Source organism: Novipirellula caenicola, assembly GCF_039545035.1.
GTDB classification, from domain to species: Bacteria; Planctomycetota; Planctomycetia; order Pirellulales; family Pirellulaceae; genus Novipirellula; species Novipirellula caenicola.
The window spans coordinates 61,855-76,741 of record NZ_BAABRO010000026.1 but is presented as its reverse complement, the minus strand read 5'-3'; the positions used below and the strand labels follow the sequence as shown (position 1 = coordinate 76,741).

The 14,887-nt window shown below is 54.5% G+C and carries 15 protein-coding genes; 13 read left to right on the top strand and 2 right to left on the bottom strand.

The window, feature by feature from the left end; translation table 11 throughout:
* Positions 1–310: 310 nt before the first annotated feature.
* Positions 311–979: a tetratricopeptide repeat protein gene (locus tag ABEA92_RS28690; RefSeq protein ID WP_345688839.1), complete on the bottom strand. Its 669-nt coding sequence runs from the start codon at positions 977–979 to the stop codon at positions 311–313.
* A gap of 632 nt (positions 980–1,611) precedes the next feature.
* On the opposite strand from ABEA92_RS28690, the gene ABEA92_RS28685 reads away from it, so the two are divergent.
* Positions 1,612–2,052, top strand: coding sequence for a hypothetical protein (locus ABEA92_RS28685; RefSeq protein ID WP_345688838.1), 441 nt, complete (start codon positions 1,612–1,614; stop codon positions 2,050–2,052).
* Between the two features lie 174 nt (positions 2,053–2,226).
* Entirely contained in the window at positions 2,227–2,502 is a 276-nt protein-coding gene (locus tag ABEA92_RS28680; protein WP_345688837.1) for a hypothetical protein, read from the top strand.
* Positions 2,503–3,032: 530 nt separating this feature from the next.
* Here ABEA92_RS28680 and ABEA92_RS28675 read toward each other — a convergent pair.
* Positions 3,033–3,410, bottom strand: a complete 378-nt coding sequence (locus ABEA92_RS28675) for an immunity 22 family protein (protein ID WP_345688836.1) — start codon at positions 3,408–3,410, stop codon at positions 3,033–3,035.
* Positions 3,411–3,609: 199 nt separating this feature from the next.
* Between ABEA92_RS28675 and ABEA92_RS28670 the strand changes: the two genes are divergently transcribed.
* The 11 genes from ABEA92_RS28670 (at position 3,610) to ABEA92_RS28620 (ending at position 14,885) form a co-directional block, all read left to right on the top strand.
* Positions 3,610–4,281 carry a hypothetical protein gene (locus ABEA92_RS28670; protein ID WP_345688835.1) on the top strand — a complete coding sequence of 224 codons (672 nt, stop codon included), beginning with the start codon at positions 3,610–3,612 and terminating at the stop codon, positions 4,279–4,281.
* Between the two features lie 1,740 nt (positions 4,282–6,021).
* Positions 6,022–6,444: a nitrogen regulation protein NR(II) gene (locus tag ABEA92_RS28665; protein ID WP_345688833.1), complete on the top strand. Its 423-nt coding sequence runs from the start codon at positions 6,022–6,024 to the stop codon at positions 6,442–6,444.
* A 3-nt stretch (positions 6,445–6,447) separates the two neighbouring features.
* Positions 6,448–6,852 (top strand): flagellar basal body rod protein FlgB, encoded by a 405-nt coding sequence (locus ABEA92_RS28660; RefSeq protein ID WP_345688831.1) that lies wholly within the window; start codon positions 6,448–6,450, stop codon positions 6,850–6,852.
* Positions 6,853–6,909: 57 nt separating this feature from the next.
* Positions 6,910–7,329 (top strand): flagellar basal body rod protein FlgC, encoded by a 420-nt coding sequence (flgC, locus tag ABEA92_RS28655; RefSeq protein ID WP_345688829.1) that lies wholly within the window; start codon positions 6,910–6,912, stop codon positions 7,327–7,329.
* Between the two features lie 37 nt (positions 7,330–7,366).
* Positions 7,367–7,693, top strand: a complete 327-nt coding sequence (gene fliE, locus ABEA92_RS28650) for a flagellar hook-basal body complex protein FliE (protein WP_345688827.1) — start codon at positions 7,367–7,369, stop codon at positions 7,691–7,693.
* Positions 7,694–7,781: 88 nt separating this feature from the next.
* Positions 7,782–9,419, top strand: coding sequence for a beta-cystathionase (locus tag ABEA92_RS28645; RefSeq protein WP_345688825.1), 1,638 nt, complete (start codon positions 7,782–7,784; stop codon positions 9,417–9,419).
* Positions 9,420–9,802: 383 nt separating this feature from the next.
* Positions 9,803–11,062 carry a FliG C-terminal domain-containing protein gene (locus ABEA92_RS28640; protein WP_345688823.1) on the top strand — a complete coding sequence of 420 codons (1,260 nt, stop codon included), beginning with the start codon at positions 9,803–9,805 and terminating at the stop codon, positions 11,060–11,062.
* Between the two features lie 39 nt (positions 11,063–11,101).
* A complete protein-coding gene (locus ABEA92_RS28635; protein ID WP_345688821.1) occupies positions 11,102–11,788 on the top strand; it encodes a FliH/SctL family protein in 687 nt (228 codons plus the stop codon).
* Entirely contained in the window at positions 11,785–13,239 is a 1,455-nt protein-coding gene (locus ABEA92_RS28630; protein WP_345688819.1) for a FliI/YscN family ATPase, read from the top strand. Before ABEA92_RS28635 ends, ABEA92_RS28630 begins: the two co-directional genes overlap by 4 nt.
* A gap of 143 nt (positions 13,240–13,382) precedes the next feature.
* Positions 13,383–13,850 (top strand): flagellar export protein FliJ, encoded by a 468-nt coding sequence (fliJ, locus tag ABEA92_RS28625; RefSeq protein WP_345688817.1) that lies wholly within the window; start codon positions 13,383–13,385, stop codon positions 13,848–13,850.
* Positions 13,851–14,342: 492 nt separating this feature from the next.
* The gene (locus ABEA92_RS28620; RefSeq protein ID WP_345688815.1) at positions 14,343–14,885 is read left to right on the top strand and encodes a hypothetical protein; all 543 of its coding nucleotides are present in this window, start codon (positions 14,343–14,345) and stop codon (positions 14,883–14,885) included.
* Positions 14,886–14,887 lie beyond the last annotated feature (2 nt).

Genomic DNA, 14,887 nt, shown 5'->3' with positions numbered 1-14,887 from the left:
GTCGCCACTCGCTATGAGAAGCTCGCACGAAACTTTCTTGCAATGGTGAAACTATCGATGATCGGTCGCTATCTTCGAATCATCGCCCCATGGAATTCCGCAATTTAAGGTTTTCAGACAGAGCCTAAAGAGAACGACATTGATGTACGAGAAATCCTACTAGAACCAACGCCCGTCACCAAACAACGATGACGATCTCGGGGTTGCAGCGAATGGCTTGTCACCGAAGTAATATGCGCCGAAGTACCGAGAGACGCTCCAACAACGGCAACCGCGACTTTGCGTAAAAACCATGCTACCGGGCGATGAACTACCTAGCCGCTTTGAGCCCGGCGTGACCCGACAGTTGCAGATCACCGGAAGCGTGGAGAAAGTCAACGATCGACCGAAGCGGTTCATCGTCAACGTTGCCCGTTTGGTCGAATAGCCATTCAGCACAACGGCGTAATTCAATCGGGATAACCGTATTGGGTACTTGTTCGCGTTCTTCGGCAAGATAAAAGGCAAAGAATTGATTGAGTTTGTCAAGGTCGATGTCACGACCAAGGCGGAGTTGGCAAACGAACGCCAACTCGGTCGCTTTCAGTGATCGCCATTTCTGGTCAATCGAAAAGAAGAATTCGTGATTGGTTGAAGCAAATCGCTCGTAGGCATCCGCGTAGTCTGCAACATCGAAGTTGATGTAGCCGAGGTATTGGTTGGCGAACTGATGTTGTGGATCGAGTGATAAAGCGCGTTGAAAGGCCGATCGAATTTGGTCCAACCGCGCGTCGGTTTTGTCAGGGTGGTGGTACCAAGCGAGTCCGAGCAAGTGGTGGAAGTCGGGATTGTCAGGGGATCGGTGCACTAACTCGGTCGCCTTCTCGATGGCGGTGTCCACGAGAGTGCGTTTGACGTGATCGTCGTCAGCGACGGACTCGTCGTCGAGCAAACGCTCGGCATCGGAGTAGAGAGCGTCAAGTTCGGCATCAATCGCCATCAGTCTCGCTCCGACAACATCGTTATGTAAGACTCGGTGCCGTACTTTATGGGGGAAGACTCCACACTGAAGTCTCGCTTCTGATTGCCCCGATTCTATTCCATTGTTGCTGGCAAGGTACGGTGGGTTGCTAATAACTTCAGTGTATAGGAATTGACCTCGCGAAGCATCGCTTCATTGATCACCAAGCAAAGGTGAATCTACAGGAAGATGAGGAACAGAAAAATGGTCAGCCCCTGACATGCAGCATCATCATTTTCCTGTCAGCCATTTTCCTGTTTTCCTCTGACCGCGTGATAACACAGCCCTCAACGAAGCATTTCCACAGAGCACTCTCTGTGCAACTTCTTGCGACTCTCCACTAACGCTTGGTGACGTCAACCGAGCGAATTCAAACACCCGACGGCATCCTCGCCGCGAAGCGAAGCATCGCTTCATTGATCAATCAAGCAAAAGTGGATTTACAGGAAGATGAGGGACAGGAAAATGATCAGCCCCCGACATGCAGCATCATCATTTTCCTGTCAGCAATTTTCCTGTTTCCTTCTGACCGCGTGTTAACACAGCCCTCAACGAAGCATTTCCACGGAGCACTCTCTGTGCAACTTATTGCGACATTCAACTAACGCTTGGTGACGTCAACCGAGCGAGTTCAAACACCCGATGGCATCCTCGCCGCGAAGCGAAGCATCGCTTCATTGATCAATCAAGCAAAGGTGGATTTACAGGAAGATGAGGGACAGAAAAATGATCAGCCCCTGACATGCAGCATCACCATTTTCCTGTCAGCCATTTTCCTGTTTCCTTCTGACCGCGAGATAACACAGCCCTCGACGAGGGCATTTTCACGGAGCACTCTCTGTGCATTTTGTTGCGACATTCCACTAACGCTTGGTGACGTCAACCGAGCGAGTTCAAACATCCAGCGGCATCCTCGCCGCGAAGTGAAGCATCGCTTCATTGATCACTCAAGCAAAGGTGAATTTACAGGAAAATGTGGGACAGGAAAATGGTCAGCCCCCGACATGCAGCATCATCATTTTCCTGTCAGCCATTTTCCTGTTTCCTTCTAAATGCAGCACTTCATCCGTGGCACCGCGATGCATCACGCTGCACTTTTCGCTAGCGTTTTGCAGTGTCAAACGACGTCGCCGTAACGAACCAACCGTCATTTGCTATGAGGCAGCTCGCCTTGAACATAGGCTGGGATCAGGCTCCTCCCTCGCTGACCCCCAAACCCTAACAAGTTGGGCGTCACCTACGCCCCAATCAAGCGTTCGTATTCCATATGGTTGCCAATCCAGAACCACCACAACCCACCCACCACCGGCCGCGATGCCAAGCCGGTCAAAGTCGAGATCGTTATGTCAACAGAAATCTCGAGCGATCTTGCTCCATTAGGACAACGCATGGACTCTGAAAAGAGGTTTCTGAATGAGTCCGATGTGCTAGCCGAAGGCTTGCGTCTGTTGCAGGCAAGGAAAACGCTTCATGCTGAAGTAAAGAAGGGGTTCGATCAATGACGCCGGAAAAGGTATTCTAGCCGAAGATGTTTACCGCCGCGTGGATGCCCGGATTCGAGCACTTGAGAATGGCTGAAACTGATGGCAAACGGCATCGATGCGTCGGAGGCGGACGACGATCTATACGGTATTGTTGAGTAGATCACGAGGGATAAGCCGGAGGCTGCACGCAATTGGTAGCGCAGATCTGGGAGACGTGCTAAATAACTGCAGCCCAGCCCGAGCCGGGTGAGCTGCGACCAGGATTTGGCGTACCTGGAGCCCGAGCATTCAGCGCTGGCAGCTACGTGATTTTCTTCCGCGCGATCCAAGGCGGCATAGAAGTGTCTCGGGTCATCCACTGCAATCGCGAAATGCGACACTTCAGGGACGCAGGACTGGTTGTGTCGCCGACGCCTCCCCTGGTCGAGGCAAAGACGTCGGCCAGCCAAACGATTATATAACGAGTGCCCGTGTGGAATGAAGCAGGAAGATGATTTCGGCATGGATGCTGCAACTCATCGGCCACCCAAGGTTGGGAAACCGGCAACCTAGGTGTTGCATGTGAATTCCCCGAGGTATTCGAGGCGATATTTTTCTCCGACGACAGACCTGGGGCTGCTGAACTCGTTCTTGTCGGCAAGAACAAAGACATTGATCCGTTCAATGCCCAAGCCCGCAGCCTTTTCCACGACTGCGTCAAGGTAATCCTCCGAATATGAGTGACCGTCAACAAATAAACGGACATCAGTGGATTCGGAAGCATCAACGAAACTGATTTCGAGCCAATCGTGATCGTAGAACGTTTCGTCTTGTTCCGCGGCAAAGAGATTGATGGGTGCATCATCGTCGTCAGAGTAGTGTTCGACGAAGTAGTCATCGGGGGCACCGGAATCGAAGACGCCGATCCAGATGTGTGAGATATTCATGGCCATGACAGTAGGTCGCCCAAGGTAGTGATGTACAGGGTGTCGCAATTTAAGGTCGTGAGGCTCCACGCAGCAGACTCACTTATTGGACTTCCGATTTTAGCCGATAGTTTGAACAACGCGCTGTGAGCTGCTGCAAAGTTCGGTTGAGGATAAATCGACTTGGCGAAGCGACGCTTCGTTTATTAATCAAGCAAAGGTGAATTTACAGGAAAATGTGGGACAGAAAAATGATCAGCCCCCGACATGCAGCATCATCATTTTCCTGTCAGCCATTTTTCTGTTTCCTTCTGACCGCGTGTTAACACAGCCCTCAACGAAGCATTTCAAAGGAGTGCTCAGCCATCTCGTTGCGACTCTCCGCCAACGCTCGGTGGCGTCAACCGAGCGAGTTCAAACATCCAGCGGTATCCTCGCTGCGAAGCGAAGCATCGCTTCATTGATCAATCAAGCAAAGGTGGATTTACAGGAAAATGAGGGACAGGAAAATGATCAGCCCCTGACATGCAGCATCACCATTTTCCTGTCAGCCATTTTCCTATTTTCTTCTGACCGCGTGTTAACACAGCTCTCAACGAAGCATTTCAAAGGAGTGCTCAGCCATCTCGTTGCGACTCTCCGCCAACGCTCGGTGGCGTCAACCGAGCGAGTTCAAACATCCAGCGGCATCCTCGCCGTGAAGCGAAGCATCGCTTCATTGATCAATCAAGCAAAGGTGGATTTACAGGAAAATGTGGGACAGGAAAATGATCAGCCCCTGACATGCAGCATCATCATTTTCCTGCTTTCCTCTGACCGCGTGATAACACAGCCCTCAACGAAGCATTTCCACGGAGCACTCTCCGTTCAACTTGTTGCGACATTCCACTAACGCTTGGTGACGTCAACCGAGCGAGTTCAAACACCCGACGGCATCCTCGCCGCGAAGCGAAGCATCGCTTCATTGATCAATTCAGCAAAGGTGGATTTACAGGAAGATGAGGGACAGGAAAATGGTCAGCCCTCTACATGCAGCATCACCATTTTCCTGCCAGCCATTTTCCTGTTTCCCTCTAGATGCAGCACTTAATCCGTGACACTGCGATGCATCGCGTTGCATTTCCCGCTAGCGTTTGGTAATGTCAAACGACGTCGCCGTAACGATCCAACCACCTCGCGCCACGAAGCAACTCGCCTTGAACATCGGCTTGAGATCAGGCTCGTCGCTTGCTGCCCCCGAACCCTGAGTCGGTGGGCGGCGTTAACCTGCCAGAAGATCATCCACCAAAGCATTCAAGTTCGGCCGGAAATCGTATTGAAGGTCGCGTATCTGACGAGCTTTGTCGAAGTCTTGGGCCTCAATCGCATTTTCCTTGGCCGTTTGAAGTTGACAGTCGCGCACAACCAGTTCGTGAACGTCTAGCCAGCGAGGTTCGCATCTAATGCAGACGAAATCGGGAGGATTGCGGTCTCGGTCAATCATGTTGCCCAAGATCATTACGCCAGATTGCACGTCGGGGTTGTCGGGGTCGGTGGGAGAGAAGCACGCGGAACCCCAACGGATGCGAACATTTTGCGTGCCGCACGATTCACAAACAGGAGGTTCCGACATTGGAGTAGATGAGTCCGCACAACAGAGTTATGTACGACTTGGTATCGCACTTAATCGGGAGGAGACTCCACGCTGGAGTCTCGTTTTTGCCTTGCCTCGATTTTAATCCATTTCTTGTTAGCGAGGTGCATTGGTAACATTGTGAAAAACTCCGCGGTGGAATACCGCTCCTGCTGTGCTCGTGGGAGCCAGCGGAGTGAGTCGTTCCATCGTCGCGGTGATGCGGGGTTCAGGGTCTCTGGGGCTGTAACTCTTCGTCTTAATTCTACTCATGCTTGAGCAAGCTCCGCTGAATCGGCAGACAACCGGGGAAGATTAGGATTAAGAAGCGGAAGCGGGGCGAAGGGTGATAGGTTTGAGCGTTGACAAGTTAGGCTGCTGATTCGCGTTCGTCTGGGCATGCGGCCGGTTACATCCGATGCGACGACGTGAGAGTTGGGCTGCTCGCCGTTGGTGCGTGCGTCGTTGCAATGAGCAGGGTGCCGATCAAGCGGTCTTGTTGCGGGTGAATGATCGCCATCGGCTTGGAAAGCCGAGCGACAATGGGGTGTGCAAATCTTGTTTCGATAGCGAGGCCCGCAAGTCTTGTTCGCTGCTTTCGTCGCTATCGCGACTGAGAGGGTGGACAAGCACAAGGAGAGGCGATTCGTTGCTCTGAATTGATTCGTCTATCCTCCCCATTTGTCTCTCAAGAAAGATTCGTCGCTGCCGATGTCTTGCTCGCAATCATGAGGTTGACGGCGGACTGCCGATCAAGCGGTCTTGCTGCGAGTGAATGATCGCCATCGGCTCGGAGAGCCGAGCGACAATGGGGTGAGCTGCAGTTGAGAGGAGACTGCTTTTGCAAGCAAATGTGGAGGCGATGGCGGGAGACGCCGATCGGGCTGTATTAGTCTCGAAATGCGAGCAGAGAGGGACAGGAACGGGAAATCCGCCTTGCGTCGGCCGCTGCGAATGCGTTATCAGCCAATTGCAACGCACTTTCCACTCACCCCAAAATCGAAACATTGGGAGCGTATCATGTCACATCTTTGGATCGACCCAAACAGCTGTGAATCTTTAGCGATTCTTGTCGAATCCGTGGCATCCGTCCTGTTGACGCAGAATCCGGCTCCGATTTGCTTGGAAGTCGACATCGATTCGTCCATCAAATTGCCCGCCAATCCAAACCAAACCGTCGACCTGATCCGCAGCATGGTGATCCAGGCTGTCGCAGAAATGACCGAGGGTGGCGAGTTGACGATTACCGCCGTTGATGGCCCGAACGGATTGGAATTGGAGGTCGCTGATACCGGACGCGCAATCGAGCTCCGCGAAACTCGCATCCCGTTTGCCGTCGCTGCGGTGGGAGCCCGAATTCATTGGCAAAATTGTCCTCAGGGAGGCGCTGCCGCGACAGTCGTTTTCCGCCCACAACAGGGAGCTGCCCGCATCGCAGCGTAAACCATGCTTGGCCTTTTCAAATCCACCACGATTCCAGCACTCGAGCAATCGTTGACGTTCTCGGAGCGTCGTCACGAATTGCTGGCCGGCAATATCGCTAACCTCGATACGCCAGGTTACCGATCACGCGATCTGGATGAGTCGGAGTTTCAAAACGCCCTTGCTGAATCGATTCAAGACTCCCGACGCACTCGCCCCACTGACTCGATCGGCGCGGTCACCCGCGACGACATCTACGCTGGTCCTCGGGCGGCGTCGGAACAGGTCGTTTTTCACGATGGCAGCGACGTGTCACTGGAAAGCCAGATCACGGAAATCGCCAAGAACCAACACCTGCACGGACTCGCCATCACGACGATGCGAAGCCAGTTTTCGCTGCTGCGAGCCGCGATCACCGAACGCGCTTAGGTCACCAACCTAAGCACAAAAGTTTCACCACCTCATTAACAAAGGATCCCGAGCATCATGATACGATCCATCGACATCAGCACGTCGGCCTTGGTCGCACAGCGAACTCGACTCAATGCGATCTCGGGAAACATCGCCAACATGTCGTCGCTGACCGACGAAAACGGCGAAGCGAATCCATACCGCGCTCGCGAAGTGGTCTTTCAAACGGATGATTCGCTGACAACATCCGGGGCATCCGGGGTCAAAGTGGCTGAGATCAAAACCAGCGACGCGGATCATCGCTATCGCTACCAACCCAACCACCCATTGGCCATCAAAGAGGGCGAGTGGAAAGGCTATGTGGCGTATCCCAACATCGACATGACGACCCAAATGGTCGACGCGATGGAAACCACCCGCGCCTATGAAGCCAACGTTGGTGTGATGGAGATTTCCAAAAACCTAAGCCGCGAGACGTTGACGATCCTCGCCTAAACGCTTGCTCTTACGCTTGCGTTCGTAACACGAAACCATGAAACCGATTTCGACCATCGCACCGCCGCCACGCCCGGCCAATCCTTTTTCGACGATTTCCTCGTCGAAATCCGAGGCTGCTGCGAATGTGCCAACCTCGGGAATCGATTCGTTTGCCAATCTGTTGTCCAACCAAGTCAACCATGTCAACTCGATGCAAAACAACGCCGATGGCATGGTCCATTCGTTGTTGACCGGAGGCGACGTGAACGAAGCGGAAGTGTTAACCGCAGTTCAAAAGGCCGACCTCGCCTTTCGAATGCTGTTGCAAGTTCGCAACAAACTGATGGAAGCCTATCGCGAAGTTCAACAAATCCAAATCTAAATTTAAGTTTAAAAACTCCGGAATCCACCGCCGGGACCACTCCTACGACCACCGCCCCCTTTATTTTCATTCGACTTGCTCGTAGACCATGAATCTTTTCACACAGTCCGCTGAACAGATACGCGAAACATTCAAAGCGATGCCGATGCAATCGCGAATGATCACGCTGCTGTTGGTCGCTGCGATCGCGATCGGATTGGGATTTCTGGTTCGCGGCAGTGGCACGACCAACCACGAAGTCTTGTTCGGCGGTCGTGTGCTTGGCGAACAAGAACTCGATTCGGTCGAATTAGCTTTCAGTGCCGCGGGGCTGAACGATTGGGAACGCGAAGGTCGGCGGATTCGTATTCCCAAAGCCGAGCGTGCCGCCTATCTGGCGGCGCTGCAAGAATCGGCAACGCTGCCAATTTCGCTTCGCAGCAACGTGCAAGCGGCGATCGAAAGCAACAGCGCCTTCGACTCGAGCGAGCAACGCAATTCGCGTGAAATGCACGCCAAAGAACAAGATTTGGGCAGCAAAATCGCCGCCTTTAACGATGTCAAATGGGCCAGTGTCGAGTATGACCGTGGCGAGCGATTCGGGCTCAGCCGATCACGTCCGCAATCGGCCAGCGTCGTGGTCGCGCCCGAAGGCACGGATCCGCTGCCCCGGCAACGCATCCAAATGATCAAGGATCTGATTCGCGGTTCGTTCGCTGGAATGACTAGCGACGATGTCGTCGTGATCGACACCAATTCATCGGGCGTCACCGATTTCAATGACGACAGCGACCCACTGGCGAACAAGCGACGCGAAGAGGAAGCTCGTTACGAACAGAAAGTACGCAAACAGCTCGGCGGCTATGGGCCGGATGTCCGTGTCGCGGTGTACGCCGAGATCGATCCGACGATGGACGTACAAAAAACGGTGCTGAAATATGATGCCGAACGAACCACGTTGACCGACCGATCGAAAAAGGTTGATTCGCAAAGCAACCGGCCTTTGAACCAGGGAGTGCCAGGCACAGTCCCCAACGCGATCGGCAACCGAGCCGCCAGTATCGAAGAGAACGCGCAGACGACTCGTTTGAAAGAGGATGAACGCGAAAGCAGCGGCGTGGCGGGCCAACAATACGAGAACTCTCGAATCGCATCGCTGCAAGTCAAACGCGTCCGCGTATCGATCAGTCTTCCGCAAAGCTATTACCAACACGTCTGGGTTCAAAACAACCTGCGAGACAACCCAGAGCTAGAACCGTCCGAGATCCCTCCGATGCGAACCGCCGATCTCGAAAAATTGCGGTTGGAAGTGAAGAGCAACATTCAAAAGGCGGTCACTCCGCTGTTGCCCGAAGTGAATGCGGGAGAGAGCAAAATTGAACTGGTCGAAGTGACCGATTACCTGAACTTGCCAGACCCTGAGACGCCCGAACCGGAAACGGCCAAGATCGCAATGACGTGGCTGGCGCAATCATGGCAAACGATCGCTTTGATCGTATTGGCGGTGGTCGCGTTGATGGTCGCACGTGGTGCGATCCGCGGATCCGGTGACGCTGTGCCCAAGGATTTCAGCGAGGGCTTTGGGCTCGAATTGCCGACCCCACCAGCGGAAGAGGAAATCGAAGAAAAACGTGTCGAAGCGATGGAAATCACTGGCGGGACGCTCAAGGACGAATTGGCCAGCATTGTCGAAGACAACCCCGAAGTGGCCGCGAACGTAATCCGCAACTGGGTCGGTGCGGCATAACGTGGGCTAGGCTTCCCGGCGGCCAACAGCACACGCAACGTTCCAGATGAACACATCTGTTTCGCTAAGTCCATTGCTCAACTCGTTTCACCTCCGCCGTGGGATAGGTCAGAGATAGCGCTAGCCAGCTCTGGGTGGGGCTCACCGTGTTAGCATGACCCGGCTGCTCACGCGCAAGCGGCTCATAAAAACAACGAAAGTCTCGACGACTTCCGCTACGTATGAGCCTGGAAGACCTTCGATCGTGATCGAATCCGCTCTTTCATGCATCGCGTACTTTGCATACAAGTAGATACGGTGTGATGGATCACGCCGATACCGAGGGAGAGAGGGATTCACCTTCGGAGCCTATTGCAGGGGCGTTTTGCAAAGGAGTGCACGCAATGAATGCTGCTCATCAAACAGGAGCCAATCGAGACGCCTCGTTGCGACGAGTGGCGATCGTGCTGAGTAGCTTGCCAAGTCCGGTCTCGGCAAAGCTTCTCGCTAGCTTCGACGATGCCATGAGACGATCGCTGCGGCGAACGATGACCTCACTGTCCGACGTCGATCCGCTCGAACGTCAACGGGCACTGCAAGCATTCAAAGGGTCGTTGGAATCACAGCAACAGCGTCCGGCCCGGTCCAGTGACGGCCGCTTAGACGAAATTCAGCTGCAATCAAACACAATCAATTCCAATTCGTCGGCCGCAAGTTCGGTGGTGAAACACGACCGCGAAAGCGCCGCCCCCACCGGGTCGGATTCGATCCCTCACACGCATACCGCGCTTTCATTTTTGGGCGATACCGAGGACGAAGTGCTGGTCGCGGTCATTGATGGCGAGCACCCACAGGCGATCGCGCTAGTGTTGGCATCGATCTCGCCCGCACAGGCCGCTCGCATCCTACCGCAACTCGACGGCGCCGTCCAAAAGGATGCCTTGAGCCGGATCGGACGACTCAATGACGTCCCCGAAGAAGCGGTCCAAGAGCTCGCCGCTCATTTGCGAAACCGAGTCCAGCAGTGCCTTAGCACACAGCAAAAACGGGCCTCGCAATCGACCGGTCAACGGGCGCTCAATGCGATCTTGGCAGCCATGCCCCAACCGAAATCGGAGCCGCCAAAATCGGAATCGCACACTGCCTCGGGGCCTGCCACGCCGTCGCAAACCTCGCGTGAAACCAATCGCATCGCCGACGTGACGGATTCCGCAATCGAGGACGTGCAAATTCATTCGCTTCGCATCGCGCCGGAAACGCAATCCACATCGGCTGCGGATCGAGGGGGGGATCGAACAGGAGATAGAACGTTGGATCGAACCGCGATCCACGCCAACTCGCGTAAACCGCAAACCTCGTCGCTTTCGACCGATGCGATCCACCAACATTTGATCTCGTTGACGCCGCTTGATCTGTGTCAAGCACTCGGACAAGTCGGTACGCGGCAAGCGATGTTGACACTCTGTGGACTTCCCAACGCGACGGCCGAGGCGGCACTTCGCGTCCTGCCCAAGGCGTATGCGAAACAGGTTCGCAGCCAAATGAATACGCTTGGTTCGCTTGAATTACGCGAGATCGATGAAGCCAAATCGGCGGTCGCCACCGCGTCGATGCAGCGGACCTCCGCCGCATCGCCGGAGAAACCGACCGCGATGGCGGCGTAAAAGCCTGCGACGCCGCAAACGAATCTTAGGAACCTTGTCATGGCCATTGTTTTAAAATCAGAACGTCCGTCAGACCCGACGAATGCCGCGCGTAGCGTGACCGGTTTGGCCGGCTTCAATTTGGACGACCTTGCCGACGCCGGTCGCAGCCGGATTGACGAATGTCGCAAACAAGTCGCCGCGATGTTGGAACAAGCCAAGAAAGACGCGGAATTGATTCGCAAACAGGCTCACGAGCAGGGTTACCAAGACGGGTTGGCCAAGGCCGCGATCGATTCCGAGAAAAAGATCAAATCACAAGCTGAAACTCTGGCTGCCGACTCGCTGAAAATCATTCACAACGCGGTCGAACATTTGCATCGAATCCACGAGGATTGGATGCAGCAATATGCCGACTCGCTGACGTCGATCGCGATCGCGGCCGCAGAGAAAGTCATCCGTCGCCAACTCGCAAACGACGAAACAATCCTTGTTCGCTGGGCCGAAGAGGCACTGCGAAGCACACGTTCGGCCACTCGGTTGATCTTAGCCGTCCATCCGGAAACGTTGGTGAATCTCGGCCAAGTCTTTGACGAACTGCTTGCGTCGCCGGATTTGCCGGAACAAACGATGGTGGAACCCGATGAAACGGTCGCACGCGATGCGGTCATCGTCCGCCAACCAGGCGGCGAGATCCGTGCGGGACTCGAAGAGCAACTGCTGCGATTACAGGAACTGTTGGTATGAGTGCGGCCACGTTCAAGTACAAAATCACCCCACCCAAGATCCATCAACCCGAGACCGCGTCGCGGATCATTCGCGAAGCGATGACCAATCACATCACCGGACGAATTGCGGCGGTGCGTGGGGACGCGATCGAATTGGAAGGGATGACCGCACCGATCGGGGCGATCTGCGAGGTTTGTCCGGACACCCCGAACAGTCGACTTGCACGCGTGATCGGTTTTCAAGGCGTACGGCCGATCATCGCGCCGCTAGAAACGATGGCTCCGATCGCGGCCGGCGACAAAGTACGGATGGTCGGTGGGTCAATGAATCTACGAGCCGGTGCGTCACTGTGTGGCCGGGTCATCGACGCGTTGGGGCGTCCGATCGACGGCAAACCGCTTCCCGATGATTTGTCCCCCGTCGACAGCACGCGAATGGCACCGGAATCACTCGACCGCCCGCCGATCGACACGCCGCTGCAAACCGGCGTCCGCGCGATCGACAGCATGTTGACCTGTGGCAACGGCCAACGGCTGGGCATTTTCGCAGGCTCGGGCGTCGGCAAAAGCACGTTGCTCGGCATGTTGGCGCGGGGATCAAGTGCGGACCGTATTGTGATTTGCATGGTTGGCGAGCGAGGTCGTGAAGTCCAAGAATTCATTCAGCGAAGCTTGGGCGAAGCAGGGCTGCGGCGAAGCGTCGTGGTCGTCGCCACCAGCGATCGACCGGCGGCACAACGAATCGCGGCAACGTGGACCGCGACGGCGATTGCGGAATCGTTTCGCGACGAAGGCAAAAATGTCCTGTTGCTGATGGACTCGGTCACTCGATTGGCAATGGCCCAGCGGGAGCTTGGACTCGCATCGGGTGAACCGCCCACCACACGCGGCTATCCCCCCAGCGTTTTTAATCTGCTGCCTCAAGTGGTTGAAAGGGCAGGGCGGACCACGCTTGGATCGATCACAGCGTTTTACACCGTGTTGGTCGAAGGCGACGATAACAATGAACCGATCGCCGACACGCTGCGTGGACTGCTCGATGGCCACATCGTGCTCAGCCGTGATCTGGCGGCACAAGCCCAGTGGCCTCCGATTGATGTGCTGCAGAGTTTGAGCCGATTGCAAAGCCATCTCGTTTCACCGGCCACTCTGAATGCGGCCAGCGAAGTACGACGCTACCTGAGCGATTACAAGAAGAACGCCGACTTGATTTCGATCGGAGCCTATCGCAACGGCAGTGACCCGAACGTCGATCGAGCGATCTCGATGCGGGAACCGCTAAAACGATTCCTCTCGCAAGACGCCAAGGAGATTGCCCCGATGGAACAATCACTCGCGGTCCTCGAAGGATTGATCGCGGCGCAAGCCCCCGCCGCCCCCGCCGCCCCCGCCGCCGCAGCACCTGCTGCAGCGTCACCCCAGCCTCAAAAACCAACGACGCCGCCCCGTGCCGTGCCGCCGGCGCGTTAGGAGAAAACAGGACAGCGAGAAAACAGAACAGCTAGAAAAACAGGGCAGGGGAGCTTGCTAAAGTTCATCCTACCCACCCCGACGCCCCTCTCACCCCCGATGACACAACGAGCTTTAGCAAGCTCCACAACGTTAGTTCCCACATGAAGTACGAATTTCGCTTCGAATCGATTCTTGACCTGCGTCAACGTGAACGTGACGAGATGGGGGGACTCGTGGGCGAAGCGAACCTGGCGATCGCCAAGATCGATCAGCAAATCCAAGAACTCGAACAAGAACGACAACGTTTGCGAAACGACGATGCCCAATCACGACTCGGTGACGTCGCCGTCGATCGCTTGCTCGCCCGAGGACGCTTTGACCTTCAATTGCAAGCCGACATTCATGGACTCGTTCAAACCCGTTCAAAACTGGAAGAGGAACTTGAACGACGACAACAGAAACTTCGCGATGCAGAAACCGAAGTCAAAAAGTTCCAGCGAATGAAAGAACTCGATCGCAGCCAATTCCAACAAGAAATGAATCGTCGCGAACAGATGGAAATCGACGAAATGAACAATCGTCGGTTCGCCATCGCCAGCCGAAAATTGCGTGACACTAACCTCGACTAGCCGTTAAGCAGGAGTCTTTTAACAAATTGGCCGCGTGGGCGCTGTTCCTGTAGCGGAAGTCGCGGGCGGCTTGTTGTTTTAGTCGTACGATGGACTTCCTAGTCCGTCGAATGCGCCATGACGGACTAGAAAGTCCATCATACACCCCTTGCCGCAGGAAACTTCATTAAATCAACAAGCCGTCAAGCGTTTCGGGGGCATACGTCAATCGAACGAAAGTCTTGACGACCTCCGCTACGCGATGAATCACCACCTTCGGGCGAAGGTAGCTACGAGAAAATGATTCACAGTATTAGCCAAACGGCTTACAAGACTTCACCCAATGATTCCTGCTTATTCGCTTGGCAGCAACCCAAATTTCCGATATGCATTCGATGAACCATGATCAATAAACTCACCCACGCCTTCACCGTGTTTTGCATCGGCACGGTGCTGACCCAAATGATTCTGTTTGGCTACTTCCTTGCGCAAGGGTCGATCAACGGGGACACGATGACCAAAATCATCGCACTGCTCAATGGCATTGATATCTCTGGAAATCGACTGCAACAAATCCTGGCGCAGAGCGAAGATCGCGAGCAACCCGATTTTGAAGAGATTTTGCAAGCAAGGAAAATGGAAAGCTTGGAAATGGACATGCGGTTGCGAAGTCAGGATCAATACCGTGATGAACTGAGTCAGATGGAAGCAAGCTTGCGAGAAAAAACAAAATTTTTCGATGAACGCCGCGAAGCTTTCAATGACAAGCTTGCGAAGATGGAGAAGGGAGCGAAAGACAAAGGGTTGCTCGAAGTCCAAAAAACGCTGCAATCGCTCGATGCAGTGCAAGCAAAGGACCAACTTTTGAGAATTTATGACGATGAAAGAGTTGATGAGGTCGTCAATATTATTCAAGCCATGCCCATCGATAAACGAAAAGATATATTGGCGGAGTTTGTTCAGCCGTCCGAAGCGGACAAACTCGCCGAGATCCTACGCCGCATCGGCGAAGGGTATCCAACTACGTCCCTGATCAGTCAGGCAGGCGGCGAGTAGCG

Excerpts from the sequence above, each read along its gene's own strand:
- ABEA92_RS28690 (WP_345688839.1), bottom strand. The coding sequence starts at position 979 with ATGGCGATTGATGCCGAACTTGACGCTCTCTACTCCGATGCCGAGCGT.
- ABEA92_RS28675 (WP_345688836.1), bottom strand. The coding sequence starts at position 3,410 with ATGAATATCTCACACATCTGGATCGGCGTCTTCGATTCCGGTGCCCCC.
- ABEA92_RS28665 (WP_345688833.1), top strand. The coding sequence starts at position 6,022 with ATGTCACATCTTTGGATCGACCCAAACAGCTGTGAATCTTTAGCGATT.
- ABEA92_RS28660 (WP_345688831.1), top strand. The coding sequence starts at position 6,448 with ATGCTTGGCCTTTTCAAATCCACCACGATTCCAGCACTCGAGCAATCG.
- flgC (WP_345688829.1), top strand. The coding sequence starts at position 6,910 with ATGATACGATCCATCGACATCAGCACGTCGGCCTTGGTCGCACAGCGA.
- fliE (WP_345688827.1), top strand. The coding sequence starts at position 7,367 with ATGAAACCGATTTCGACCATCGCACCGCCGCCACGCCCGGCCAATCCT.
- ABEA92_RS28645 (WP_345688825.1), top strand. The coding sequence starts at position 7,782 with ATGAATCTTTTCACACAGTCCGCTGAACAGATACGCGAAACATTCAAA.
- ABEA92_RS28640 (WP_345688823.1), top strand. The coding sequence starts at position 9,803 with ATGAATGCTGCTCATCAAACAGGAGCCAATCGAGACGCCTCGTTGCGA.
- ABEA92_RS28635 (WP_345688821.1), top strand. The coding sequence starts at position 11,102 with ATGGCCATTGTTTTAAAATCAGAACGTCCGTCAGACCCGACGAATGCC.
- ABEA92_RS28630 (WP_345688819.1), top strand. The coding sequence starts at position 11,785 with ATGAGTGCGGCCACGTTCAAGTACAAAATCACCCCACCCAAGATCCAT.
- fliJ (WP_345688817.1), top strand. The coding sequence starts at position 13,383 with ATGAAGTACGAATTTCGCTTCGAATCGATTCTTGACCTGCGTCAACGT.
- ABEA92_RS28620 (WP_345688815.1), top strand. The coding sequence starts at position 14,343 with ATGACCAAAATCATCGCACTGCTCAATGGCATTGATATCTCTGGAAAT.